Origin of the sequence: Psychrobacillus psychrodurans (assembly GCF_050209195.1) — a bacterium.
Taxonomy (GTDB): Bacteria; Bacillota; Bacilli; order Bacillales_A; family Planococcaceae; genus Psychrobacillus; species Psychrobacillus psychrodurans.
Genome location: NZ_CP189791.1, coordinates 1,372,211 through 1,398,825, shown reverse-complemented (window position 1 = coordinate 1,398,825; position 26,615 = coordinate 1,372,211). Strand labels below are relative to the sequence as shown.

The following is a 26,615-nucleotide window of genomic DNA, read 5'->3' as shown; positions in this document are numbered from 1 at the left end:
CGAAAAAGTTACTTTATTGAATTATATAAGAAGTTATATAAACTTGTTTAATTTTTCCGTCATCCATTAGCTCATCAATTTTTGTTTTTAATGCAGTTTCAAACAACTCTTTGCCATCTTTACCATCTAAGTCTTCAGGAGTCATTTCAGACAGTTCCGTAATTACTATATTTTTCACTTGGAAATCCCTTTTTGTTAACTCTTCCGCTGCTTCCTTACTATCTGTTTGGACCTTTAAAGAAATGCGGATAAATTTGTTAGCTGCTAAATTTGTTGTTATTTCCGGTATATCTACAGAAGACTCGATAATTTCATCAATTGTCGGCTTACTATCACTTTCATCTGGCTTGTTTAACTGCATGACTATTAGTAAAGCGACTACACCTACTAACGTAATCGAAACTAAAATAATAAGCATAATGGTTAATAGTTTATTTTTACTCTTCATCTTGTTCACCTCTTATATGCGGGTTCGATAATATATGTACTTCTTTGTAATACTGAGCGATCTTGTTTTCTACCTCTTCACGAGATTCTAACGCAACATATTTATGACCATTCGTGAGCGTTATAGTAGTATCCGGAAAAGATTCAACCGTCTCTATGTATAATGCATTCAACGAAAACTCTTTGCCGTTTAAACGAGTAAGATTAATCATTATAAAGGGCCGGGCCATTAAAGGAACGGCCCAACCCTCCCTTACAATAAATATTAGTTAAAAGATTAACGTTTTAAGTTAATCAGCTCTTCTAAGATTGAATCAGAAGTTGTAATAATACGTGTGTTTGCTTGGAATCCACGTTGTGCAACTATCATATCAGTGAATTCTTCAGAAAGATCGACGTTGGACATTTCTAGGAAACCAGATTCTAAAGAGCCCGTACCATTTTCAGTACCAAATGAATAATAAGGAGTACCTGAGTTACTTGTAGTCGAATAATAATTATTACCCGTCTTCTGCAAGCCTCCAGTATTAGCAAATTTGGCAGTTACTAGCTTACCTGCATATTGAAGGTTACTATTTGCATCTACATAAGTGACCATTCCATCTTGTGAGATAGACATACTTTGAGCGTCAGTAGGTATACGTATTGGACCAACATTATTACCAGCGGGAGCCCCCCCTCCTGCAGGTATAACGTAACCAGGAGCTGCAGGAGCTGGTGCTGATGCTGCACCAGCTAAATCCCTAGCATTTTCAGTGAATCCATATACATATTTACCATCACCGTTTACTAAGTATCCTTTAGCATCCATGTAAAAATTCCCAGCTCTCGTATATTGCAAGTTATCTAAAGCCACAACAGCACCACCTGGTACTGGAGTATTGGCAGAATCTCCTACAACAAAGAAACCATCACCTGATATTCCAATATCTAGAGTTCTACCAGTAGTTTGTAGTGATCCGCCAGAATGAATTGTATCAATTGCAGATAGTTGGGATCCTAGACCAACCTGTTTAGGATTAACCCCCCCACGAGTAGCAGAAGCACCTGATGCTCCTGAAGTAGTTTGTGAGATTAAGTCTTTAAAAACCGTACGACCTTTTTTGAAGCCATATGTATTAACATTGGCGATGTTGTTACCAATTACATCTAGTTTTGTTTGAAAGTTTTTTAAACCTGAAATACCTGAGTACATTGAACGAATCATTTATTTTTTCTCCCTTCTATTTGCGTGCTAGCTTCTATCAATCAGCTACACATAGCATCCTTTTCAGGTCCTGCTATTTTATTAGTTCAGCACAATAGTGCCATCGATTTTTGTAAATAATTGATCTCTCGCTTCCGTTCGATCCATAGCAGTAATCACTGTAGCATTTTTTGCACTGACGATTAAAGCTGCCTGATCCATCAATACTAATGATTCATTCACACCTTTTGAGCGAGCTTCTGATACTTTGTCACTCACAAGTTGCCACTCTGCGTCTGTTATATGAATATTTCGTTCAGTTAGACGCTGATTGGCATGTTTACTAATCTTCAATTCTGTTTTTACAGTTGCCTCATGTAGTTGCTGTAAAAACGATTGTTTAGTAGTAGTGACTTGTTTAGATGGTAGTGGTTGACGGATAGTTGTGTGCAGCGGAACGCGATTAAGATTAATGTTGCCCATTGCAAGTCTCCGTTCTATTTTTATTTAATCGACATTAGTTCATCTGATTTAATAGTTGTGCCATCACTTAAGTTAAGAACGACAGCTCCATCTTTTTTTGAAACAGATACTACTTGACTTGTTGTTTCTGATGTTGCGCCAGTAGGAATATAACTAACAGTTTTACCTATTAACATACTTGCTTCAACTAAACCGTTCGAACTCGTTCCTCCACCTACAACTTCTGAAATATTACCTGGTGAAATTACTTTTCCATCAGCCAGTGTGAACTGTACTGAACCATCAACAAATTTAATAGCAGAAATAGTTCCTGTTCCTTCATTAATGATAGGTTTGTTATTTGCATCTACCTTATCAGTCACTTCATGCCATTTTACTTGTTTTCCAACAAAGTTACTGTACTCAATCATTTGGGTTTGTTCTTGTGCCATTGCAAACTTTTCAAATGCATTGGACAAGTTAGTCATTTGTTCTAGTGATGAAAACTGTGCCATTTGGGCGATGAATTCATTATCTTTCATCGGGTTAGTCGGATCCTGGTTTTGTAATTGTGTCATTAATATCTTCAAAAACTCATCTTTTCCAAGCGTACTATTTCCTGTTGTGCGTTGTTTTTGCTGTGGTAAATACATACTGCTTGTAATTGGATTCATAGCCATATACTAAACCTCCATTTCTTTTAATAACTCAACAAAAGTAGAAGAATCTTCTGCTTCTTCTTTAGTTGTCTCTGGTTGCTCTTGCTGCTGTTGTTTAAATGATTCTTGGAAAGTTTGGTTTCGTTCTTGTCTAGTAGACTCTTGTAATGCTTGAGTAATTTCAAGCTTATCCACTTGAATATTTTGGTTTACTAGACCTTGTCTTAACTGACTAGAATGAGAATCTAACATTTCTTTTCCAAGTGCTGTTGATGCAAGCATTTTAGTCGTCAGTAATCCATCTTTTTGGATTATCTCAATTCGAATAGATCCAAGATGTTCCGGATTAAGCTTTAGAACTAATCTGTTCGCTCCGCCAGCTTGTCCGAATTGTGCACGATTCATAGCTTTTTGTAATTCTTTTACGAACTCTTCAGATTGAGCAGGCTTTTCAGTAGGTAGCGTCACCGATACCGTTTGAACTTTCGTTTGAACGTTTATGGAAGACTGACCCTGTACATTAGAAGTTACTTCTTTTGTTTCAATCACCTTGTCAGCTTGAGAAACTACTTGCTTAACGACTATTTGCCGAACAACAGATTTCATTGTTTGTTCTATTGTAAGTTGTTTTGTAACATTTGCTTTTTGAAGTGTTTCCTTCACATTACCTAGCAATTGCTGCGTGTCGAATAATGTTGTTTCTTGTTTTAATGTCAAATCGGATTTTTTCCCAATTAGTTGCATCACTTTTAGCATTTCTAATGCTTGTTTTGCTTCTACTGGAGTAGCAGGTCCTTGCCCATCTAAAGATCGCATTATCGCATCTGTTAGCTTACTCGGTTGTTCTTGGATACCTGCTAGTAAATCCCAAACATTTGACCCTGTAGGTTCTTCTTCTGTATCCGTTTTTTCACCTAAAAGCTTATTCAGTAGCTCTTTTAGTTGTTTTGGATCAATCGACAATTCTTTTGAATCCAATAACGATTCTGCCTCTTCTAGTGATTCTGCACCTAGTAACGTTAATAATTCTTCCACTAGATTTTCAGCAGATTCATCTGGGATCGGCGTAACAGGTTGTTGTACTTGTTGACTTGACAGTATTTGACCAAAAACACTTCCAAATACTTGATTGTTTTGAACTTGTGTTTGTTGCTGACCTTTTGGTTGAACAGCAATATTATTCCCCATATTCACAACTGTTGCGATATTCATTTATTCACCTCCTTTCCTTTTAGATACTGCTATTACTCTGCCATTAACTCTGTATACTTGGCAGCGTCTTCTGGAGTCATTTTTTCATAAATACTTGCTACTGTATCTGGTTTAAGACTCGTCAAAATACGTAAAGCTTCTGCATCACTCATTTTAGTAATAACTGGTGCTGCTGTTTTTGCAGACATTTTTTCAAAGGTAGAAACAATTTCTTCGTAATCACGCTTGGCGCTTTCTTGGTCTCTTGTTAATTTTGCAATTTCATCTAATAATCTTTCTTGTTCTATTAAAAGAGCTTCTTTTTCTGTTGCTGAGTTATCTAGTTCTTTTTGAACTTTATCAATTTGAGCTTCTTTTTCTTGGATTTCTGCTTGTAACGAGACAACTTTTCCTTCTAATACATCTGTTTTTTTGTCATCTGTTAAAACCTGTTCCTCACTAAAACCAGTTATCTCTTTTGCTTTTTCAAAAACATTTATATTTGCTATTTGAGCAATTACTAGTAAGAGAAGTAAAGTAAATAAAAGAGGAATTATAAACCAATAAAAGAACATTTTTATTTTACTTATACCTTTTGTTTCACTATTTCCTTCAATACTTTTGTTTGTTTTGTTCTTTTTAGCCATGCTTCTATTCACCTAATCTCTTTGTTTTGAAACTTCAAAGAAGATATTTCATCTAATTGAATTGTTTCTAGTCTTTGTTGCTCTTGATGAAAATGCTCGAAATCTTTTTCTTTTATCTTTTCGAACTTTTTCACCTCTAATGATTTTTCGAGAAGTTTCTCTTCCATCCAGTTCATTTTAGATCTAGCTTGAATGACTTCCTTTTGAATAATATCAATTCTTTTTTGTAGTCCTTCAATATAGTTCGAGTAATGATGGATATTGTTAATGGAAAGGCCAGAAACTAGTAAGCTATTTTGAGTTTCCGTAGTGTCTTCTCTTTTTTTCAGCAAATTATAGAGTTCTGTTGCAACTTTTTCAAAGGCAGATACCGATTCCTTGTAAGCCAATTCAGTTTCTGATTTTTCTTGTTCACGAATTGTTAAAACTTTGGCAAATTTAAATTCATATGCAACCATTTATGAAACACCACCTGATAATTTCACTAATTCATCTACGGAGGAATTTAAAGATACCTTATCTAAATATCCTTGTTTTAAAAATGAAGTAATTAAAGGTTCGTACTGTATAGCTTCGTCAATTTCACGAGATGTACCACGCTTATATGCTCCGATATTGATAAGATCTTCCGATTTATTGTACGTAAAATATAAATCTCTCAATCTTTCCGCAGCTTTCACATGATTTTCATCTGAAATATGATTCATCAATCGACTAATACTTTTTAATACATTTATAGCTGGATACTGTCCCTTGTTAGCAAGTGAACGATCCAACACAATATGACCATCTAAAATTCCGCGAACGGTATCTGCAATTGGCTCATTCATGTCATCGCCATCTACTAGTACTGTGTAAAATGCTGTAATAGTTCCGTTTTCATTTGTACCTGTTCTTTCTAGTAGCTTAGGTAAAATGGAAAATACTGAAGGGGTATATCCTCTAGTTGCTGGAGGTTCTCCCACAGCAAGACCCACTTCCCGTTGTGCCATTGCTACACGAGTAACGGAATCCATCATAAGCATTACGTTTAACCCTTTGTCTCTAAAGTATTCTGCGATAGCTGTAGCTGTAAATGCACCTTTAATCCGCATTAATGCAGGTTGGTCAGAAGTAGCTGCTACTACAATCGACTTCTCTAACCCTTCTTTTCCCAAATCTCTTTCGATAAACTCTCGAACTTCTCTGCCGCGTTCTCCAATTAGTGCAATAACATTTAAATCCGCGTTAGTGTTTCTAGCAATCATTCCAAGTAAAGTACTTTTCCCAACACCTGACCCTGCAAAAATACCTACCCTTTGACCTTTTCCGACTGTTAGCATTCCATCTATTGCCTTTACACCGACTTCAATTTGTTCTTCAATAGGTGGTCTTGTCAACGGATTTGGGGAATCTTTTTCGGTACCAACTGTCATCAAACCTTTAGGCAAAACAGAACCATCAATTGGATTTCCCATCGAATCTAAAACTCTCCCTATTAACTCTGGACCAACCTTAATCTCTAATGGACTATTTGTCCCTTCGACTAAACAGCCAGTTGATATTTCTCTAATATTCGTATAGGGCATTAATACTACGACTTCTTCCTTAAATCCAACTACTTCAGCAAGAATAACGGAGGCACCTGTTTTTGGTGAATTTATATGAATCTTACAAACATCACCAACAGAACTTTCAGGACCTTGTGATTCAATCATTAATCCAACAACTCGACTAACTCGACCATATTTTTTAAAAGTAGGTACATTCGAAATTTGTTGAATTAAATCTACAGCTTTCATCACATTCACTCCATACTATCAAGAATATCTACTAGCTTTCGTCGCAACTCCTGGACCTGCTCGTCAATACTGACAACGATTCTTCCATGATTTGTTTCTATATAACAATCAGTTCTATTCATATCTTCATCTACGAAAATCATAAATGGGACATCTACAGGAAAGATGGAAGAGAGTTCTTGTCTATTATTAGATACGAGTTCAAAATAGATGGGTGAGACATAAAGTTTGATCTCTTTCATTTCTCTTGCTTCTTTTAAACCTCTTTTAACAATCGATAAAAACAACTCTTCATTTTCATCTAGCTTTGTTGCAATAATTCTCTCTGTGGTTCGTATAGCCAATTCCAAAATGACCTGTTCTTGTTGTTGCAAGTAATTTGCCGCATTCTCATGAGCAGTTTGCACTGCATCATTAGCTAATTTTAATGAGTTTTGCATTTCAGCCTGAGCTTTTAAACGGCCTTCTTCCATCCCTTGCATAAAGCCTTCGTCATACGCTTGTTGCTGAAAGGTTATCTTCTCTTCTTCCCATTCACTCAGCTGATTTTCGATATACTGTTTAGTTTCTTCGATATCTTTAGTTAAATTAGATCGTTTCTCTTCTATTTCTTGATTTACTTCTTCTATCATTTTACTTCGTTCTTGTATAAGAACATCTAAAGTCAACGGCTCGTCTGTGTTCAACACTTCTTGAACATATAAATTCCTTATTTGAATGGATTTTGAATTTTCCTTTGTTTCATTCAAATATACATTTCGGAAAATTTTAGACAATGATGTCATCTCCTCCACCACGAGCAATTATTATTTCGCCTGCATCTTCCAATCTTCTAATTACAGTAACAATTCTAGATTGTGCTTCTTCCACGTCACGAAGACGAACTGGACCCATGATTTCCATTTCTTCTTTAAATGTCTCAGCCATACGTACGGACATATTGCGGAAAATAACATCTTTAACTTCCTCACTAGAAACTTTCATCGAAAGTAGAAGATCTTCATTTTCACAGTCACGAATAACTCGTTGAATAGAACGGTTATCCAGTGTGACAATATCTTCGAATACGAACATTCTTTTCTTAATCTCTTCTGCGAGTTCAGGATCTTGTATTTCTAGAGCATCCAAAATTGTTTTCTCAGTTGTTCTATCCACACCATTTAACACTTCTACGACTGCATCGACACCGCCCGTTTCTGTGTAATCCTGGGTAACTGTCGAGGATAGCTTGCGTTCAAGCACAGATTCAATTTCACTAATCACTTCAGGTGAAGTAGAATCCATTGTAGCTATTCTTTTTGCAATATCTGCTTGTACTTCCTGCGGTAACGATGAAAGAATTATTCCAGCTTGCTGTGCTTCTAAGTAAGAAAGAATTAGAGCAATCGTTTGTGGATGTTCATTTTGAATAAAGTTAAACAGTTGAGCTGGCTCTGCACGTCTAGCAAAATCGAATGGCCTCACTTGTAAAGAAGAAGTAAGTCGATTAATAATTGCCTGTGCATGATCTGTACCTAATGCTTTTTCTAAAACTGTTTTTGCGTACCCAATACCACCCTGCGAAATATAGTCTTGTGCTAATGCTATATTGTGAAATTCTTCTATTATATCTTCTTTAATCTCAGGCTCTACTTTTTTCACCCCAGAAATTTCAAGAGTTAAACGCTCGATTTCTTCTTCATTTAAATGTTTATAAATAGAAGCAGACACTTCAGGTCCTAGAGAAATTAATAAGAGCGCGGCTTTTTGTTTTCCACTTAATTCTTTTTCCTGCTTGTTCATAGCCGTCCCCCCAATCAATTACGCTTCGGCGTAATTGTGTCTAGATTTTAAACCCAGCAATTTTGGGTTTAAAATCTTTGACATCCCGCCGGAGGCTTTAACTTTATTTTAGTAAAACAAAGTTAATCCTCTGATATCCAAGTACGTAATAACTTCGCAAATTCCTCTGGCTTGTTTTTAGCCATTTTTTCGAGTTGTTTTCGTCTTAGTGTCGATTCGGTTTCTTTTTCAGTATTTATATCATCTACCTTAAGCTCTTCTTGTTGCTCTTCTAGAATAAACATTTCTTCCTCATCGTTTTTTCTAGAACGTAGTAAGGATATTACTAGAAGGATTATTGCTACTAGTAAAATTCCACCGATTACATATACCCACCAAGGAATAGTCGATTGCGTACTTGTCGTTGTCGTCGCTTTTCCGTTAAATGGTTGCACAGAAACTACAATTTTTTCTTGTAGTAACTCCTCAGTCAATTCTCCACCTGCTTCTTCATCTATAGAAGTACGAATGATTGTTGCAAGAATTTGTTCTATATCTTGTTCTACACCGTCTGGCATAGTAGTAACATCATCAGGACTAGGTGGTTCTACCATCACTTGAATACCTATATCTCTAATTTTATATGGGCTTTCTACTATTTCTTTTCGAATACGATTTACTTCACTATTAATCGTGTCCTCAATTCGCTCATAATCACCGTTTGACGTAGAACCTTCTACATAGTTTGTAAAGTTATCAGTTGCATCCTCTGTCGCTGGAGTACCACCTGCTACGGGATTCTCACCAGTAAAAGTTTCAGAAATACGCTGGGCACTAATTTCAATTCCCGCCATATTTTCTTCATCAACCGGTTCTACTAAATTTTCTTCTCGATTTTCCTGTTTGAAGTCAATGTCTGTAGTAACAGAGACGACTACTTTATCTTGTCCCATTAAAGTACCTAACATTGTTTGAACTTGACGTTGCAAATCACGTTCAATTGTTTTCTTAATCGACATTTGATCGTTTACATTCGCTCCTGCTGTATTTGCATTTGCTTGTTCTAGGTCAAAGTACTCTAAATACTGATTTCTTATGCTGATATCTTCTGGAGCTAGATTAGGAATTGACTTGGATACTAGGTTATATAAGGACAAAATCTGTGTATCTGTAAATTTGTATCCTGCCTCTGTATTCAAAACTATCGCTGCACTTGCAGTTTCAGTGGTTTGAGATAAAAATACCCCTTCTTCAGGTAAAGTTATCATTACCTGGGCATCCTTTACTCCTTTGACACCTTTAATCAATTTCGCAAGCTCTGTTTGCATGGAAGCCAGTTTTAACACATTAAACTCATTATCTGTCATACCAAATCCCGCGTTTTGGGAAAAGAAATTATAGTCGATCATACCCGATTCAGGATAACCTTCTGCTGCTAGTTGTACTAATAATGAATCAACTTGCTCTGTTGGTACTAATATGGACGTTCCACCTGGAGCAATTTCATTTGGCACTCCTTGTGCATCTAATGTTTCTTTAATACGTCCGATTTCAGATGGTGATACATCTGTATAAAGCGGAACAAAGTTAGTTTTATTCATCATTAAAGTTACAGCTATAGCTAGAACGATAATTCCTAACAAACTACCAATCATTGTTCCTTTTTGCATTTTAGTGCGACTCTTCCAAAAATTGGTTGCATCGCTTATCATTTTTTTTATACGCTCATTCATTATTATCCTCCGGCTATGGTGAATATTTTTACCCGATATTTAGCGATAACCGAGAGAGGTTATACTGACATACGCATTATTTCTTGATATGCCTCTACTACTTTGTTCCTAATTTCTAATGTCGCATTTAATGTAATACTTGCCTTTTGAGATGCAATCATCACATCGTGTAATTCGATATTCCCACCTGTTAATAGCTTTTCAGTAGCTACATCTGATGCTTTTTGATTTTCATTCACAGTTTGAATGGCTGTTTTTAAAAAATCACCAAATTCATCTTGTGCCTCTGCGGGACTTAATTTCGAAGTAGTCGAAACCGGATTTATTTGTGAAGGATTAAATAATGATATGGATTCTATTGACAATTTAAACTATACCTTCTTTCTTATTTCCCTATTTCTAAAGCCTTAGACAACATCGCTTTGTTTGCATTAAAAACCGTTACGTTTGCCTCATAGGATCTCGTTGCTGATATTAAATCAACCATTTCTCTTAAAGGGTCAACATTTGGCATTTCTACATACCCATCTGCATTTGCATCGATATGTGTCGGATCATACACTAATTTAAAAGGTGTTTCTGTATCCTCTTTTACATCACTAACTTTTACTCCACTACCGACATTTCTATTTTGGGAAGTGCCCATTGCCACATTTAAGAAATTCGAGAAATTACCTTCTAAAGGCTTTAAAGTAACAGACTTTCTTCTATATGCTTGCCACTCACCGTTTACTAACTTTGCTCTAGTTGTATCTACATTCGCCATATTGGAGGAAATTACATCCATTCTAAGTCGTCCGGCAGTTAATGCTGAGGCTGTCGTATTCATTCCATGAAAAATCGACATAATTAGCGTCCTCCTTTAATAACAGTTTGTAATGTATTCAACTTGCCACTTATTCTATCTATTAGTGCATTATAATAGATTTGATTGGTCGCTAGATTTGCTTGTTCCTTATCCATATCAACGCCGTTGCCATTGTGGTTATAGCTGTAATTGTAATCGAACACACCTTTTGCACTAGAGTTTCTATGAAAATCTATATGTTTTTCTTGTGTTCTATGCGCTGATATAGTCGATTGTTTAGCGTCGGATAAGTATTCACTAAAACTAACACTTTTCGCCTTATAATTAGGAGTGTCGACATTTGCTATATTTTGCGCAATTGTCTTTTGCTTTACCGTTGCGAAATCTAATCCTTGCTCTAAACTTGCTATTGCACCACCAAATATACTCATTTTGTTCACCTCTTCTTTAAAGTATTCGACATATATTTCTGTAATCTTCTTTTAATATCACGATAATCTTATTGTAATGATTATGTAACATTGTGTCTATTGAAATTTTGATAAATTAATGGGACTTTATACCTTTTTTTGGATATCTTCCGTCTATTTATGTCGATTTTAATCATTTTTTTAATATTCAGATATATTCAAAGTCCTAATATTGTCTCATTTTTATCCCAATCAAAAAAACTCTTCCACATAAAATGGAAGAGTTTTAATTTATTCTTGTTTATTTCATTTTAAGATGAGCTAATTCTGCAAGAAACTTATCATTTAATACTTTGATATACGTCCCCTTCATCCCAAGTGATCTTGACTCAATTACACCTGCACTTTCAAGTTTACGAAGTGCATTTACGATAACAGATCTTGTAATTCCTACGCGATCAGCAATTTTAGATGCTACTAATAGACCTTCACTGCCATCTAATTCTTCAAAGATATGTTCGATTGCTTCTAATTCACTATAAGACAATGAGTTTATAGCCATTTGAACAACCGCTTTACTACGAGCTTCTTCTTCAATTTCCTCTGATTTCTCACGTAGAATCTCCATACCAACAACCGTTGCACCATATTCGCCAAGGATTAAATCATCATCTTCAAACTCTTGTTTTAGACGACCTAAGATTAATGTTCCTAAACGTTCACCACCGCCTATGATCGGAACAATTGTTGTTAAACCATCTTTAAATAACTCACGGTTTTCTTCTGGGAAAACAGAATGCTCGCTGTAAACATCTAAATTTGATGATGTTTCGTCCACGTGAAAAAGGTTTTTTGTATATTGTTCTGGGAATTGACGCTCTTCCATCATTTTAATCATGCGCTCATTTTCAATTTGTTGATGAACTTCAAAACCTAATAATTTCCCTTTTCTAGATACGATAAAAGCATTACTTTCAATTACTTCACTTAATGTAGCAGCCATTTCTTTAAAGTTAACTGGCTTACCAGCAGATGCTTGTAACATCGAGTTAATTTTTCTTGTTTTAGTTAATAAATTCATGAATTGAATCCTCCATTTAATTTTCTTATTTATTTTAATATTCTAAAGGTTTTTAATTGTTTTAGATACTAATTTGAATTGATTTTATAAAATAAATTGCGATAAATCTCTATTTTTCACAATTTTGTCAAGTTTTTGGTCTATATAAGCAGGGGTAATCTGAATATGAGCTGGCGAAATGTCAGACGCCTCAAAAGAAAGCTCCTCTAAAATCTTCTCTAGAATTGTGTGTAAACGTCTCGCTCCTATATTATCGGTCTCCTGATTGACTTCATAAGCGATTTCACCAATTCTTTCAATTGATTCTTCTGAGAACGTAATGGTTACTCCTTCAGTTTCTAAAAGAGCCTTATATTGTTTAATTAGAGATTGGCGCGGCTCTTTTAAAATACGAACAAAATCTTCTTTTGTCAATTTTTCTAATTCTACGCGAATTGGAAAACGCCCCTGTAATTCGGGGATCAAATCTGACGGCTTAGCCATATGGAAGGCTCCCGCTGCTATAAACAAAATATAATCTGTTTTTACTGCACCATATTTTGTAGTAACTGTAGATCCCTCTACAATTGGCAGAATATCTCGTTGAACACCTTCTCTAGATACATCTGCAGAAGAACCGGCACCATTCTTACTTGCTATTTTATCCATTTCATCGATAAATATGATACCTGTTTGTTCTGTTTTTTCTATAGCAATTTGGGACAGTTCATCTTTGTCTATCAACTTGTTCGCTTCTTCTTGCATTAATACTTTACGTGCATCTTTTACTTTCATTTTACGTTTTTTCTTTTTCTTTGGCATTAGATTCGATAGGGCGTCTTGCATATTCATCCCCATACTCTCCATTCCACTTGGTTGTAGAGCATCAAATAGTGAAGGAGTTTGTTCCACAACCTCTACAGTTATATACTCTTCTTCCAATTTTCCATCTCTTAAATCTTCGGCAATTTGCGAGCGTTTTAAACGTACATCTGTATCTTCTACATCAGTAGTATCTTCTTCTTTGCCTCCGAATAATGCTTCAAATGGATTGGAATTAGAATTCTTTTTCTTTAAGGAAGGAACAAGTAATTTAACGATTGCATCATTTGCCAAACGAATCGCTTGGTCTTTTACTTCTTCCATCTTCTCTTCTCGAACAATTCGTATAGCTGCTTCTACCAAATCTCTCACCATGGACTCAACGTCTCTACCGACGTAACCTACCTCAGTAAACTTTGTTGCCTCTACTTTTATAAAAGGTGCTTTTGTTAATTTAGCAATCCTTCTAGCAATTTCTGTTTTCCCGACTCCTGTAGGTCCAATCATTAGAATATTCTTTGGAATCACTTCGTTTTTCATCTCTTCATCCAATAATTGTCGACGATACCGATTTCGAAGTGCGACCGCTACTGCTTTTTTTGCAGCTTCTTGACCAACGATATATTTATTTAGATGCTCAGTAATTTGTTTTGGGGTTAAGTTAGTTTCCTTCATTCACCTAATACCTCCACAATAATTTGATGGTTTGTAAATACACATATATCTGCAGCCGTAGTTAGCGCTGCCTTAGCAATTTCCTTTGCTGTCATATTCTCTCCAGCGTATTGCTTTAAAGCTCTTCCAGCAGCTAATGCATAGTTCCCGCCAGAGCCGATAGCTAGTATACCATCATCCGGCTCTATCACTTCACCCGTTCCGGATACAAGCAATAAACTATTTTTGTCCATCACTAGCAGCATTGCCTCTAATTGACGTAGCATTTTGTCTCCTCGCCATTGCTTGGCAAGCTCAACTGCTGCTCTTTGTAAATTTCCGTTATATTCTAAGAGCTTTCCTTCAAACATTTCAAATAATGTAAATGCGTCTGCTACAGAACCTGCAAAACCTGCTACAACTTGACCATTAAAAAGTCTTCTCACTTTTTTTGCAGTATGCTTCATCACTACTTGGTTACCTAATGTCACTTGCCCATCTCCAGCCATAGCATGGCTGCCATTATGACTAACTGCAAATATCGTGGTTGCATGAATATTACCCATTTTTATTACCTCCAATATTTACGCACGAGGATGCGCATTCATATAAGTTTTACGTAAATGCTCTTTTGTTACATGTGTATATATTTGTGTGGAAGATAAGCTTGAATGTCCCAATAGCTCCTGCACACTTCTAAGATCTGCTCCGTTATTCAATAAATGCGTTGCAAATGTATGTCTTAGCATATGTGGATAAATTGTTGAATTAATAGATGCCTTTTTCAACATTTGGTTCAATATATATCTAATCCCGTCTGTTGTTAAGTGTTCTCCCCGACTATTAACGAATAAAAATGAATGGGTTGTTTTCTTCATCAGCTTTGGTCTACTATTGACCAAATAATCATCTATTGCCGCTAATGCATAATCACCTACAGGAACGTACCGCTCTTTTCTCCCTTTACCCATCACTCGAACGACACCATACCCACTATCTATATGACGCAGTTCAATCGCAGTAAGTTCACTAACACGTATTCCAGTTGCATATAATAATTCTAATATAGCAATATTTCGGATAGATAAGGAATCGGTTCCTCTATTCCCTTCAAACAATTGCCTTATTTCCTCTTCATAAAAAAAATGAGGTAGTCTTTTTTCTTTTTTAGGATGAAACAAAGATTGAAATGCATCATCTGGAATATTATATTCTTTATGTAGAAATTTATAGTAAGAACGAATGGAGGAAATCTTTCTAGAAATAGAGGTTCTTGCTAGTTTTTCCTCATATAGCTTTGTCACATATAATCTCGCATGGATATACTCAACCTCACTTAATTCAGAAACTCCCTCGATGTCTAAAAAAGACAAAAATTGCTTTATATCTTTCTCGTACTCCTGAATTGTATGATTCGAATAATTCCTTTCTAATCGTACGTATTCCATAAAAGCATGAAGTTCTTCAAACCCTATAATGATTATCAACTCCGCTCCAGTAAATCTCCATTGTAAAAGCCTCTAAAAGTATACAACTTTTAAGAGGCTTTTAGCAATTATAACGCAGTACTTTTCATAAAATTTTGAATTGTTGTCAACGCTCTATTTGCTAATTGTTCGACTTTTACTTTTTTATCTCTAACTTTCGGCTGTAATTCAGGGAATAAACCAAAGTTGATATTCATTGGTTGGAAGTTTTTCGGGTTCGCTTCTGTAATATATCTTGCCATGCTACCAAGTGCTGTTTCAGCCGGTAATACGACTAATTCTTCACCTTTTGCCAATTTCGCCGCATTTATTCCAGCCAACAATCCACTTCCAGCTGACTCCACATACCCTTCTACACCCGTCATTTGACCCGCAAAGAAAATTTGTTTGTTTGCTTTTAGTTGATAAGTTGGTTCTAAGACATATGGCGAATTAATGAACGTATTACGATGCATCACACCATAACGTACTATCTCCACGTTTTCAAGACCAGGTATTAGCTTCAATACCTCTTTTTGCGGTCCCCATTTTAAATGTGTCTGGAAACCAACAATATTATAAAGAGTCCCCGCACCATCATCTTGTCTAAGCTGAACAACCGCATATGGACGTTTACCTGTTTTAGGATCTTCTAACCCTACAGGTTTCATTGGACCAAATAATAATGTCTTACGACCACGCTCAGCCATTACCTCAACAGGCATACAACCTTCAAAGTAAATTTCTTTTTCGAATTCTTTTAATGGCACTACTTCAGCTGCTACTAATGCATCGTAAAAGCGATTAAACTCATCTTCAGTCATTGGGCAATTTAGATAAGCAGCTTCACCTTTGTCATATCTGGATTTCAAATAAACTTTATCCATGTCTATGCTATCTTTTTCTACAATAGGTGCTGCTGCATCATAGAAATACAAATAGTCTTGACCAGTCATTTCTTTTACTTTTTCTGCAAGTGCCGGAGAGGTTAACGGACCAGTTGCTATAACAGTAATTCCTTCTGGGATTTCTGTTACTTCTTCATTTACAATTTCTATCAACGGATGATTACGTATGGCATCTGTAACTCTTCCAGAGAAATCATGTCTGTCAACAGCAAGTGCACCTCCTGCTGGTACACTGCTGTTATCTGCTGATTGTATAATAATAGAGTCTAACATACGCATTTCTTCTTTAATAACGCCTACAGCGTTAGTTAGGTTGTTGGCTCTAAGCGAATTGGAGCAAACCAATTCAGCAAATTTATCTGTATGATGCGCTGGAGTTTGTTTAACAGGGCGCATTTCATAAAGACGTACTTTAATACCTCTTTTAGCTATTTGCCATGCCGCCTCGCTTCCTGCAAGTCCTGCACCAATAACGTTTACTATTTCAGTCATGTCGTATCCTTCTTTCTAACTTTGCGGATCTTCTTTATAATCACACGCAACACATTGTATTTGTATACCTTTTTTCAGTTTTTTCTCTACTAACATTTCGTTACACTTCGGACATGGTCGACTTATCGGCTTATCCCAAGAAACGAATTCACATGTCGGATATTGGTCACATCCATAAAATAAACGCTTCGTTTTACTTTTTCTTTCAACTATCTGACCTTCTCCACACGCTCGGCAAGGGACCCCAATTTCTTTGATGATTGCCTTTGTGTTGCGACAATCGGGGAAATTGCTGCACGCCATAAATTTGCCGTATCGCCCTAATTTATACACCATTGGGGAACCACAGTTTTCACAATCTTCCCCAGTTGGTTCATCTTTAATTACGATTTTCTCCATCTCAGCATCTGCATACACGACACGCTTCTCGAAATCCTGATAGAAGCCATCAATTACTTCTACCCATTTAACCTGTCCCTCTTCTACACTATCCAAATCTCTTTCCATCTGTGCGGTAAACTCTATGTCTAAAATTTCAGGGAAGAACTCTAACACAAGCTGATGAACTATTGTTCCAAGCTCAGTAGGAACAAAACGCTTCGTCTCTAAAGCTACATATCCTCTTTTTTGAATCGTATCTAAAGTTGGAGCATAAGTAGAAGGTCTACCTATTCCTAACTCTTCCAATGTTTTCACCAGTCTTGCCTCCGAGTATCTTGGAGGAGGTTGAGTAAAGTGCTGCTTTGGCTCAATGGACAAAGCATTAACCTTATCTCCGACTTCTAGAACCGGTAATAATTTGTCCTTATCGTCCGTTTGATCATCTGAACCTTCTACATACACCTTCATAAATCCAGGAAATTTAACTTGTGATCCATTTGCTCTAAAGTAAACTTCTCCATTTTTTAGATCAACAGCCACTGTATCTAATATAGCCGATGCCATTTGGCTAGCTATAAAACGCTCCCATATTAACTTGTATAGTTTTAGTTGATCACGAGAAAGGATCGCTTTTAGTTCATTAGGAGTTCTTAGGACACTTGTAGGTCGAACAGCTTCATGTGCATCCTGTGCTTTTTTCGATTGCTTTTCTACTTTCTTCGTAGAAATGTATTCAGAACCAAATTCATTTTTGATATATTCCTGTGCGTCAGCTTTTGCACTATCCGAAATTCTTGTTGAATCTGTACGCATATAGGTTATTAACCCGACCGTTCCTTGTTTTTTCCCTAGATCGATACCCTCATACAATTGCTGTGCTAGCATCATTGTTTTTCTAGCTCTAAAATTTAGTTTTCTTGCAGCTTCCTGTTGAAGCGATGATGTCGTAAAGGATGAAGCTGGATTACGTTTGCGTTCTTTTTTTACTACATTTGCAACTTCGAACTTTTTGCCCTTCATTAACTTCAGTACTTCTTTTACTTCTTCTTCTTTAGATAGCTTCCTTTTTTCTTTCTCACTTCCATAATAAAGTGCATCGAAAGCTTTCTTATTCTTATCGAACTGTCCTTCGATCGTCCAATACTCTTCTGGTATGAAATTATTAATTTCATTTTCTCGTTCAATGATTAAACGAAGAGCTACAGATTGCACACGTCCTGCTGAAAGTCCTTTTTTTACTTTTTTCCATAAAATTGGACTTATATTATAACCTACAAGTCGGTCTAAGATTCTTCGTGCTTGCTGAGAATCTACTAAATCCATATTTATTGGTCTAGGGTGTTTAAACGATTCAAGAATAGCATCTTTTGTAATTTCATTAAATACAACTCGGCAATCCGATTCTATATCTACATTTAAAGAATTTGCCAAGTGCCACGCAATAGCTTCCCCTTCTCTGTCGGGGTCAGCCGCGAGATAAATTTTCTTCGCTTTTTTTGCTGCTGTTTTCAATTCCTGTAGTACCGGGCCTTTACCCCTTATCGTAATATACTTTGGTTCGTAATTATTTTCAGTATCGACACCCATTTGACTTCTAGGTAAATCACGTACGTGACCAATCGATGCTTTCACTTTATATTTTTTTCCAAGATATTTTTCTATTGTTTTTGCCTTTGCTGGCGATTCAACAATTACCAAATAATCCGACATAAATCTGCCTCCTTATAGAAGGTAACTCGCTTTAATCTTCAAAACAAATACCTGTTGCAAAATGTATAACAGTTTTCTTATAAAAGCAAGACTTTTCATTTTTTAGTTTTTTATTTATTTAATTCTTCTAGTATTTGATGTCCATTCCAGATTGGTTTCGCACCTTCTAATATTAGCATATTTGGACCTATTGAAAGCGGAGAGTGTATGGAACCAGGGATTGCAAAAATCTCTTTACCATTTTCTAATGCATGCTCCATTGTGGAAACTGTACCACTCTTTTTTGTTGCTTCTGTAATAACAACACCTTGGGAAAGTCCACTAATAATTCGATTTCTCATAGGAAAATTCCATTTTTGAGGTGTTATATAAGGAGGGTACTCCGTTAATAATAACTGATTTTTCTCCATTTCGTTCGATAATTTCAAATTTTGTTTAGGATATACGTGAAATAATCCTGTTCCAAGAACTGCAATTGTTTGTCCACCTAAATTCATCGTTATTTGATGTGCCAATGTATCCGCACCCTTGGCAAGTCCACTAATAATTACATACTCTTCATTTACTAACGGAGGTAGTATTGATTTGATACTTTCTGCGGAGTAATCCGTAGCCTCTCTCGAACCGATAATTGCTATTTTTTTAGGATTGGCAAGTAATTCTATTTTACCTTTTAGGTAAATTACAGCAGGAGGATCATACAGATTTAATAGACTTTTAGGATAGTTGGGATTGGAAAAAAGAATTGGGGTAATCGAGTGCTTTTCATACATTTGAAACATCGGAATTTCGACAAATTCCTTAAACATTTTTTGGAGTTTAATAGCTCGATCGAGGGAGATTTTACATAATTTCGCCAATAAATGCGGGGATATTATATCAAATTGAGCTAGACTTTGATCATACTCAAGTAACGGACGTAGCTTATTTAAAGGTACTGGATAAACATAATGTAAAGCTAAAAAGCGGTTAACAAATTGACTTTTACTCATCGGTTTCCTCCTCTATTATACGACTAGTTTAGTATTGTTTTTCTTTCATTCTTAGAATTATTTAAGAAAGACCCAGGCAAAAAGATGCCTGGTCCATTACGAACAGAAACATAGATATGACACTGATTTCCGCTTCGGGCGGACGCTTTTCGTGGGCACGACCTCAGCCGCTTCCTTCGCTTCGCTCGTCCAGGGTCTTCAGCTCGCGCTTGTTCCCAAAGGAGTCACCGCCCTGCATTCCAATCAAGCTTGTATGCTTGAAGTAAGCGGATAATTGAGTTAATAGTACTTACTATATTATCGTGTATTTGGAAATAAGTAATGTTTGAACTGGGATCTATTACAAAGAAATTTTACTGTCTAGGAATTATCATTGAATAACAGCATTTCTAATTCAACAGAGATTAGATTATAGATGATGTTTTACTAAATAAAATTGGACCACTCTTACTATCTATGCGATAGGCTTTGCCCAATCTTATAATGGAGGAATATACACTAGTTGATGGAAGTGGAATTTGTCGATTCGAGCGGGATAAGCGAGAAAGTTGAGACCCACAGGTAGCGGAGTATACGAGAGGGCTCGGCCTCGCCCGCGGAAAGGGTCCACATGAAACGAAAGTCACAGAATTATTCATTATTTACCACAAACGAAGTTTTTCTGTTCCATTTTCATCTACCTAGAATTATTTAAAAAAATACGGCAACATCAGTTGATGTGCCGCACTTCTATATTAATGTGTTTTACAAGAATCGTAAATACCTGCTTCTTTAATCGCTTCGATTAAAGTTTCACCAATTACAGATGGAGTTGCTGCAACTTTCATGCCTGCCGCTTCCATTGCTTTGATTTTTCCTTCTGCAGTACCTTGTCCACCGGAAATAATAGCTCCAGCATGACCCATACGTTTACCAGGAGGTGCAGTTTGCCCACCAATGAATCCAATGACAGGTTTTGTCATATTAGCTTTAATCCATTCAGCTGCTTCCTCTTCTGCAGTACCACCAATTTCCCCAATCATAACTGCTGCATATGTGTCAGGGTCATCGTTGAATTCTTTTAGAACATCGATGAAGTTTGTTCCGTTAACTGGGTCTCCACCAATACCTACAGAAGTAGATTGACCGATACCTGCATCCGTTAACTGAAGAACTGCTTCATAAGTTAGAGTTCCTGAACGTGAAACTACTCCTACATGACCTTTAGTATTGATGTAACCTGGCATAATACCAATTTTACATTCATCTGCAGTAATAACACCCGGACAGTTTGGTCCAACTAGACGTGTTTTTTTACCTTCCATGTAACGTTTAACGTTAACCATATCTAATACTGGGATATGCTCAGTAATACAAATAGTCATATCCAATTCAGCGTCAACTGCTTCTAAAATTGCATCTGCAGCAAATGGTGCTGGAACATAAATTACTGAAACGTTAGCGCCAGTAGCTTTAACAGCATCTTCAACTGTATTGAAAACTGGTACTCCTTCTACTTCTGTTCCACCTTTACCAGGTGTAACCCCAGCAACGATTTTAGTTCCATATTCTAACATTTGTTTTGTATGGAAAAGAGCAGTTGAGCCCGTAATTCCTTGTACAATTACTTTAGTATCTTTATTAATGTATACGCTCACTTTTTGTCCCTGCCTTTCTTATCCTACAAGATTAACGATTTTTTGAGCACCGTCTGCCATTGAATCTGCAGCAACGATATTTAAGCCTGATTCATTTAATAATTTTTTACCTAAATCTACGTTAGTACCTTCTAAACGAACTACAAGTGGTACTTCTAATCCTAATTCTTTCGCTGCAATAATAACACCCTCAGCGATGATGTCACACTTCATAATTCCACCGAAGATATTAACAAAAATACCTTTTACGTTTTTATCAGAAAGGATGATTTTGAATGCTTCTGTAACTTTTTCAGCAGTCGCGCCGCCCCCAACGTCAAGGAAGTTTGCGGGTGATCCGCCGTAATAGCTAATTGTGTCCATTGTTGCCATAGCTAGACCTGCTCCATTAACCATACATCCGATATTTCCGTCTAAAGAAATATAGCTCAGGTCATATTTTGAAGCTTCGATTTCTTTTGGATCCTCTTCATCATAATCACGCATTTCTAATATGTCGTTATGACGATATAATGCGTTACCATCGAAGTTGAATTTTGCATCAAGTGCTAAAACATTGTCATCAGCAGTTACTACTAATGGGTTAATCTCAACGATTGAAGCATCTTTTTCTTTATAAACTTGATATAAACCAAGCATGAATTTAGCTGCTTTGTTCACAAGTTTAGCTGGAATATTCATGTTAAATGCCATGCGACGTGCTTGGAAGCCTGTTAAGCCTACAACTGGATCGATTTCTTCATAGAAAAGTTTTTCAGGTGTATTTTCAGCCACTTCTTCAATGTCCATACCGCCCTCTTCAGAGCCCATTAATGTTACACGTGAAGTTGAACGGTCTAAAACTAGCCCTACATAATATTCTTTCTTAATGTCGCTTCCTTCTTCGATCAGTAAACGTTTAATTTCTTTACCTTCAGGACCCGTTTGGTGAGTAACAAGTACTTTACCTAATAGTTCCTTCGCGTATTCACGTACCTCATCTAGATTTTTAGCGATTTTTACTCCACCAGCTTTACCACGCCCACCAGCGTGAATTTGAGCTTTAACAACAATGACGCTTGATCCTAATTCTTTTGCTGCTTTCACTGCCTCTTCAGGTGAGAAAGCTACAATTCCGTTAGAAACTGCTACGCCATATTGTCTCAGGAGTTGTTTACCTTGATATTCATGGATATTCATCTTACATCCTCCAATCAAACTTATGTCAAGTAATTTACTACCTTTCTAATTGTATTAAAAGTGTCACATCTTGTCCACAAAAGTATGATATTTAGCTAAAACAACTAATATTCAGACTACGTGTCGAAAGATTTAACTCTGACTTCTTTTTCTTTATCAATTTTATAAATATAAGCAAATACCTCTGCAACCGCTTGATATAACTCTTCTGGAATCGATTGATTGATATCTAATTGTCCGAGAAGTTCAACTAAACTTGCATCCTCCTGAACCGGAACATTAAATTCTTCTGCTTTTGCCAATATATTTTCTGCTATTTTACCTTTTCCTTTGGCAACTATCTTTGGAGCATCACTAAAACCTGGATTATACGTTATGGCAACTGCTTCTTTTCGAGTATATTTTTCATCTTTCATATACGAATGTCTACTCCTTGCGTGTCAAAAGTTTTTGGTTTTGACTTCAAAACAGATGTCATTTTTTGTTCCTCAAAAGTTTTTACGAATACTCCTGATAGTTGATAGCCGACTGAGGATAATCCTGCCTTTAATGTTTCCTTAAATTTATCTGCGAAGGAAACCAACTGCGTATCATTGTTATATAAAGTAATTGATACTACTCTATTTTGCACCTGCATATCTACCACGGTTTCTTCTAAAGTATCTAACTGCAAATAAAACATTATTCTAGCAAACTCAGAATCAATTTTACCATCCTCTTTCATCCGACCATTCCATTCAAGTGTAGCATCCATTTTTTTACCTAAAAACTCCAATGGAACTTGCATCAATAGCTGGTGTTGTGGTCCATTTTCATTGGATAGTATTTGTAACCCATTCATACGACCAAGTACAACTTCTGCGCTTTCTCTAATCGCAGAAGAAATGGTCTGGTTTTGCAGTAACTCCACAATCTGTGGCTTTAGTTGGGTAGCTAATTGTCTGATTTCGTCACTATTAGCCCCAAGTTTCGCTTCATAACCAAATCCTAGTGATTTCAATACTTCTTTCATTGCATGTTCAAATGCTTTTCCATCTAATTGTTGCATAACTTGCTGTTCTGATTGCACTAGTGTTTGAGTTAATACATTACTACTCGTAGAATTTTTACTAATACCCGTTATTTGCTGTAGAGTCTGAGCAATCGATTCTACAGAATCCCCCTTACCAAGCAATGACACTAAATGATCCTTGGGGGTTAATCCATTCATATCCTTTGCAAAAATTGCTTGCTGACTTTGCTCAGCAAATACTTTTGTCAGGGCATTGTTTATTACTTGAAGCTGGTTAGGCTGATTATCACTTTTCAGTAAAGCTATCACTTCACTTTTTTGGTTTGCCGTTAAAGTAGGTTGCTGAATTACCCAATTACGAAATTGTTCTAACGCTGTTCTTTTTTCTGCTGGGACAGCCTGACCAAGCTTTAACAATTGGTCTCCAGCAGAGTTCACAATTGACTGCTGGTTAGTTAATGGTGTGGGATTTGCAAGACTTGCAGTAGCTGGCAGAACACTGGAGTCCTTTAATGTTTGTAGCATTGTCAATCGTGAGGATATCGGTTGCTGCTGGTTTTGAAGGGTTTCTATTTGCTTACCAAGTATCGCTCCAGCCACTGGTCCATTAAATGGTTCTGCTATTTTCTGTAGATTTTGAAGCATATTATTTTTCAATGCTGGCTCTACCGTTTGATCTTGTTGTAATTGAAACTGCAAATTTTGCAGGATATTATGCAATCCATCGGTAGATTTACCACTCAACACTGTTTGAAACATTGAATTCGTTAAAGGTAACTTCATATCTATTATCTTCTGAATTGTTTCTAGCGCCGCTTTCATCGTCATATCTTTTGGAAGTTGTTTTAATAACTGTTCTACTTGCATTAATGTATCTTTAGAAACGGGTAATTGTTGTTTTAAAAAAAACTGTATCGCTGCTTGCATTTCAGTTGTTTTTGGTAAGTTCATCGCTTGTAATAATTGTTGCCCTTGTTGCACCAATGTATTTCCTTGCGTGAGAGGTCCTGTAACTACTTTCAGCTGTAATTCAGGAGCGGATTTTTCTACTTGGAAAAAATGAGAATCTCCAGCTTTTAATGGAGTCTCTAATTTAGCTATTACTTTTTGATTTCCTATTTGGACTTCTGCAGTTTGATTTGGATACAGTTTTTTTATCGTACCGTGAATCACTTGACCTTCCTTCATAGGAGTTTGTGACTGAGAAGTAACCCCAGAAGTTAATTGGGATTGAATAGTTGAAAAAGATGTCGAAGTCACTTTATCACCTCATTCTTAATATGGATTTGATCGGTTCGAATGTTTTTCGATGATGCTCAGTTGGACCGAATTTCTCTATCATTTCAACATGTAGCTTTGTACCGTAGCCTGCATGTTTATTAAACAAATACATTGGAAATTGCTCGTGCAACTGATCCATGTATTCGTCCCGTGCTGTTTTTGCTAATATGGACGCTGCAGCGATTGCTAAGCTTTGTGCATCACCTTTTATGATTGAATGGACTTTAATATCAATCGGCAAATTCATTGCATCTACTAATACGACATTTGGTCTAGTTTTTAAACTTAATACAGCTTCTGTCATGGATTGTTTCGTTGCTTCATAAATATTAAGTTGATCTATTTTTTCAACCGATTGGAAGTGGATACTGTATGCAATTGCATTTCGTTTAATCGCTATAGCTAGTTCTTGTCGTTTATTTCTGGATAATTGTTTAGAATCGTCTAGGCCAATTAATTCTTCTGTAGCATTTTGAAGAATTACCGCTGCTGTTACCACTGGACCGGCTAAAGGGCCTCTACCTGCTTCATCCACACCTGCTACTAATTCATTTTCCAGAGAACAATAGCTTCTATCGAAGACAACTTTTTGTTCATGCGATTGACGTTCTAATTGGAGAAGCTGTTGTTTTTTTTTCCAGCTCGTCCATAGTTTCCTGGCACCAATTCGTTCATCCTGTTCTAACTCAGTTATCCAATCTTCCGAGCCCTTTGATTTTTCCAATTTATTTTTGATCTCTTTTAGACTTAACAATTTATTCACATTCTTTCTATATCTAATCTATGTATCGGCATTTGAGTCAATTTCATAATTGTTTGTTTCAATTAAAAACGAAAGTATACTTTTATTACAATATTTATTGGTTCTTTAAAAGTCGATATTATTGATTGGAGCGGAAGGGAAGCGTCAGTTTCACGAGCTGAAAGCCCTGAAGAACCTTTTGAGAGGGACAAAAGTTAAAGCATGCCACATCCCTGGAGCAGAAATTAACATCGCACGGCTCCATTAAGTACTAATAGGACACTCTTTTGAAAAGAGAAAACCCTTTTTACCAGTGGCAAAAAGGGTAGTATGTCTGTTTAATATTCCTCTACAAAATCAAATGTTAATCTTCCTAGATGTAGGTTTCGAACGTCCCGAACAATCAGTTCCGATACTTGATCGTAATCTATTTCGGTCCCATTTGTATAACATCTTCTTAACTTCCCAATTTTGTCAAATGTTTCTACTAAATCTTCGCTCATCTCTTTTATTTGATACCGTTCTTCCATCCGTTTTGGATAGTGATCCTGCAAGAAGTTTAAGCCATAGACTGCCAAATCTTCCATATTAATCACTGCATCTTTAATAGCACCAGTAAGGGCAAGCTTATAGCCCACTTGTTGATCCTCGAACTTCGGCCATAAGATACCTGGAGTATCCAGCAATTCAATTTCTCTTTCAACTTTAATCCATTGTTGCTTTTTCGTTACACCTGGTGTATTACCCGTTCTCGCAATATTTTTCTTGGCAAATCGGTTAATCAATGTTGATTTACCCACATTTGGTATACCAACAATCATTGCACGTATTGCTCTAGGCTTTATACCCCTGTCCTTCATACGGTCCCATTTAGGCTTTAAAAGCTCTTTTGCCGCCTTGAATACAGTTTGGAGCCCTTTACCTTCTAAAGAGTTAATCGCCACCGCAGGGTGACCTTTTTCCTCAAAATAAGCAATCCACTTTTTAGTTTGTGTTTCATCAGCCATATCCATTTTATTTAATATGAGTAGTCTCGTTTTCTGATGTATAACTTCATCTATCATTGGATTTCTAGATGATAGCGGTAAACGTGCATCTATTAATTCAAATACGATATCCACTAATTTTAAGTTCTCGGTTACTTCTCTTCTTGCTTTGGCCATATGACCAGGAAACCATTGAATTGTCATAGTG

The 26,615-nt window shown here is 36.4% G+C and carries 28 protein-coding genes; all 28 read right to left on the bottom strand.

The window, feature by feature from the left end; translation table 11 throughout:
* Positions 1-13: 13 nt before the first annotated feature.
* The 28 genes from fliL to ylqF all read right to left on the bottom strand — a co-directional run bounded on the left by fliL (position 14) and on the right by ylqF (position 26,611).
* The gene (gene fliL / locus ACQCPR_RS06515; RefSeq protein WP_427138544.1) at positions 14-448 is read right to left on the bottom strand and encodes a flagellar basal body-associated protein FliL; all 435 of its coding nucleotides are present in this window, start codon (positions 446-448) and stop codon (positions 14-16) included.
* Complete coding sequence (locus ACQCPR_RS06510) at positions 438-659, bottom strand: flagellar FlbD family protein (protein ID WP_241595935.1); 222 nt, start codon at positions 657-659, stop codon at positions 438-440. The genes fliL and ACQCPR_RS06510 overlap by 11 nt, the downstream gene beginning before the upstream one ends.
* Before the next feature lie 65 nt (positions 660-724).
* Positions 725-1,654: a flagellar basal body rod protein FlgG gene (flgG, locus tag ACQCPR_RS06505; RefSeq protein WP_427138543.1), complete on the bottom strand. Its 930-nt coding sequence runs from the start codon at positions 1,652-1,654 to the stop codon at positions 725-727.
* Positions 1,655-1,735: 81 nt separating this feature from the next.
* Positions 1,736-2,116: a TIGR02530 family flagellar biosynthesis protein gene (locus tag ACQCPR_RS06500; RefSeq protein WP_427138542.1), complete on the bottom strand. Its 381-nt coding sequence runs from the start codon at positions 2,114-2,116 to the stop codon at positions 1,736-1,738.
* Positions 2,117-2,136: 20 nt separating this feature from the next.
* Positions 2,137-2,775 carry a flagellar hook assembly protein FlgD gene (gene flgD, locus ACQCPR_RS06495; RefSeq protein WP_427138541.1) on the bottom strand — a complete coding sequence of 213 codons (639 nt, stop codon included), beginning with the start codon at positions 2,773-2,775 and terminating at the stop codon, positions 2,137-2,139.
* Positions 2,776-2,778: 3 nt separating this feature from the next.
* Entirely contained in the window at positions 2,779-3,966 is a 1,188-nt protein-coding gene (locus ACQCPR_RS06490) for a flagellar hook-length control protein FliK (RefSeq protein WP_427138540.1), read from the bottom strand.
* A gap of 32 nt (positions 3,967-3,998) precedes the next feature.
* Positions 3,999-4,592, bottom strand: coding sequence for a MotE family protein (locus ACQCPR_RS06485; protein ID WP_427138539.1), 594 nt, complete (start codon positions 4,590-4,592; stop codon positions 3,999-4,001).
* An 8-nt stretch (positions 4,593-4,600) separates the two neighbouring features.
* Positions 4,601-5,050, bottom strand: coding sequence for a flagellar export protein FliJ (gene fliJ / locus ACQCPR_RS06480; RefSeq protein WP_090562580.1), 450 nt, complete (start codon positions 5,048-5,050; stop codon positions 4,601-4,603).
* Positions 5,051-6,373, bottom strand: a complete 1,323-nt coding sequence (gene fliI / locus ACQCPR_RS06475; protein ID WP_241595949.1) for a flagellar protein export ATPase FliI — start codon at positions 6,371-6,373, stop codon at positions 5,051-5,053. It lies immediately after the preceding gene.
* A gap of 5 nt (positions 6,374-6,378) precedes the next feature.
* Positions 6,379-7,158, bottom strand: coding sequence for a flagellar assembly protein FliH (fliH, locus tag ACQCPR_RS06470; RefSeq protein WP_427138538.1), 780 nt, complete (start codon positions 7,156-7,158; stop codon positions 6,379-6,381).
* Positions 7,142-8,155 (bottom strand): flagellar motor switch protein FliG, encoded by a 1,014-nt coding sequence (fliG, locus tag ACQCPR_RS06465; protein ID WP_427138537.1) that lies wholly within the window; start codon positions 8,153-8,155, stop codon positions 7,142-7,144. The genes fliH and fliG overlap by 17 nt, the downstream gene beginning before the upstream one ends.
* 122 nt (positions 8,156-8,277) lie before the next feature.
* Entirely contained in the window at positions 8,278-9,867 is a 1,590-nt protein-coding gene (gene fliF / locus ACQCPR_RS06460) for a flagellar basal-body MS-ring/collar protein FliF (protein WP_427138536.1), read from the bottom strand.
* A gap of 59 nt (positions 9,868-9,926) precedes the next feature.
* Positions 9,927-10,232 carry a flagellar hook-basal body complex protein FliE gene (gene fliE / locus ACQCPR_RS06455; RefSeq protein ID WP_427138535.1) on the bottom strand — a complete coding sequence of 102 codons (306 nt, stop codon included), beginning with the start codon at positions 10,230-10,232 and terminating at the stop codon, positions 9,927-9,929.
* A gap of 20 nt (positions 10,233-10,252) precedes the next feature.
* Positions 10,253-10,714, bottom strand: a complete 462-nt coding sequence (flgC, locus tag ACQCPR_RS06450) for a flagellar basal body rod protein FlgC (protein WP_427138534.1) — start codon at positions 10,712-10,714, stop codon at positions 10,253-10,255.
* Positions 10,715-10,716: 2 nt separating this feature from the next.
* Complete coding sequence (flgB, locus tag ACQCPR_RS06445; protein ID WP_427138533.1) at positions 10,717-11,106, bottom strand: flagellar basal body rod protein FlgB; 390 nt, start codon at positions 11,104-11,106, stop codon at positions 10,717-10,719.
* Between the two features lie 280 nt (positions 11,107-11,386).
* Positions 11,387-12,166 carry a GTP-sensing pleiotropic transcriptional regulator CodY gene (gene codY / locus ACQCPR_RS06440; RefSeq protein WP_090562602.1) on the bottom strand — a complete coding sequence of 260 codons (780 nt, stop codon included), beginning with the start codon at positions 12,164-12,166 and terminating at the stop codon, positions 11,387-11,389.
* An 84-nt stretch (positions 12,167-12,250) separates the two neighbouring features.
* Positions 12,251-13,642 (bottom strand): HslU--HslV peptidase ATPase subunit, encoded by a 1,392-nt coding sequence (hslU, locus tag ACQCPR_RS06435; RefSeq protein ID WP_427138532.1) that lies wholly within the window; start codon positions 13,640-13,642, stop codon positions 12,251-12,253.
* Entirely contained in the window at positions 13,639-14,187 is a 549-nt protein-coding gene (gene hslV / locus ACQCPR_RS06430) for an ATP-dependent protease subunit HslV (RefSeq protein WP_090562607.1), read from the bottom strand. The genes hslU and hslV overlap by 4 nt, the downstream gene beginning before the upstream one ends.
* A gap of 18 nt (positions 14,188-14,205) precedes the next feature.
* Positions 14,206-15,105: a tyrosine recombinase XerC gene (xerC, locus tag ACQCPR_RS06425; protein ID WP_427138915.1), complete on the bottom strand. Its 900-nt coding sequence runs from the start codon at positions 15,103-15,105 to the stop codon at positions 14,206-14,208.
* Positions 15,106-15,176: 71 nt separating this feature from the next.
* Positions 15,177-16,487 carry an FADH(2)-oxidizing methylenetetrahydrofolate--tRNA-(uracil(54)-C(5))-methyltransferase TrmFO gene (gene trmFO, locus ACQCPR_RS06420; protein WP_093494451.1) on the bottom strand — a complete coding sequence of 437 codons (1,311 nt, stop codon included), beginning with the start codon at positions 16,485-16,487 and terminating at the stop codon, positions 15,177-15,179.
* Positions 16,488-16,502: 15 nt separating this feature from the next.
* Positions 16,503-18,578, bottom strand: a complete 2,076-nt coding sequence (topA, locus tag ACQCPR_RS06415; RefSeq protein ID WP_427138531.1) for a type I DNA topoisomerase — start codon at positions 18,576-18,578, stop codon at positions 16,503-16,505.
* Positions 18,579-18,688: 110 nt separating this feature from the next.
* The gene (gene dprA, locus ACQCPR_RS06410) at positions 18,689-19,570 is read right to left on the bottom strand and encodes a DNA-processing protein DprA (protein WP_090562615.1); all 882 of its coding nucleotides are present in this window, start codon (positions 19,568-19,570) and stop codon (positions 18,689-18,691) included.
* Between the two features lie 734 nt (positions 19,571-20,304).
* The gene (sucD, locus tag ACQCPR_RS06405; RefSeq protein WP_090562618.1) at positions 20,305-21,207 is read right to left on the bottom strand and encodes a succinate--CoA ligase subunit alpha; all 903 of its coding nucleotides are present in this window, start codon (positions 21,205-21,207) and stop codon (positions 20,305-20,307) included.
* An 18-nt stretch (positions 21,208-21,225) separates the two neighbouring features.
* Positions 21,226-22,386 (bottom strand): ADP-forming succinate--CoA ligase subunit beta, encoded by a 1,161-nt coding sequence (gene sucC, locus ACQCPR_RS06400; protein ID WP_090562621.1) that lies wholly within the window; start codon positions 22,384-22,386, stop codon positions 21,226-21,228.
* 116 nt (positions 22,387-22,502) lie between these two features.
* On the bottom strand, positions 22,503-22,802 hold the full coding sequence (locus tag ACQCPR_RS06395) for an EscU/YscU/HrcU family type III secretion system export apparatus switch protein (protein ID WP_427138530.1): 300 nt from the start codon (positions 22,800-22,802) through the stop codon (positions 22,503-22,505).
* The gene (locus ACQCPR_RS06390; protein ID WP_427138529.1) at positions 22,799-24,658 is read right to left on the bottom strand and encodes a hypothetical protein; all 1,860 of its coding nucleotides are present in this window, start codon (positions 24,656-24,658) and stop codon (positions 22,799-22,801) included. Before ACQCPR_RS06390 ends, ACQCPR_RS06395 begins: the two co-directional genes overlap by 4 nt.
* A gap of 4 nt (positions 24,659-24,662) precedes the next feature.
* Positions 24,663-25,433, bottom strand: a complete 771-nt coding sequence (locus tag ACQCPR_RS06385; protein WP_090562628.1) for a ribonuclease HII — start codon at positions 25,431-25,433, stop codon at positions 24,663-24,665.
* A gap of 326 nt (positions 25,434-25,759) precedes the next feature.
* Complete coding sequence (ylqF, locus tag ACQCPR_RS06380) at positions 25,760-26,611, bottom strand: ribosome biogenesis GTPase YlqF (RefSeq protein ID WP_090562630.1); 852 nt, start codon at positions 26,609-26,611, stop codon at positions 25,760-25,762.
* Between the last annotated feature and the right edge of the window lie 4 nt (positions 26,612-26,615).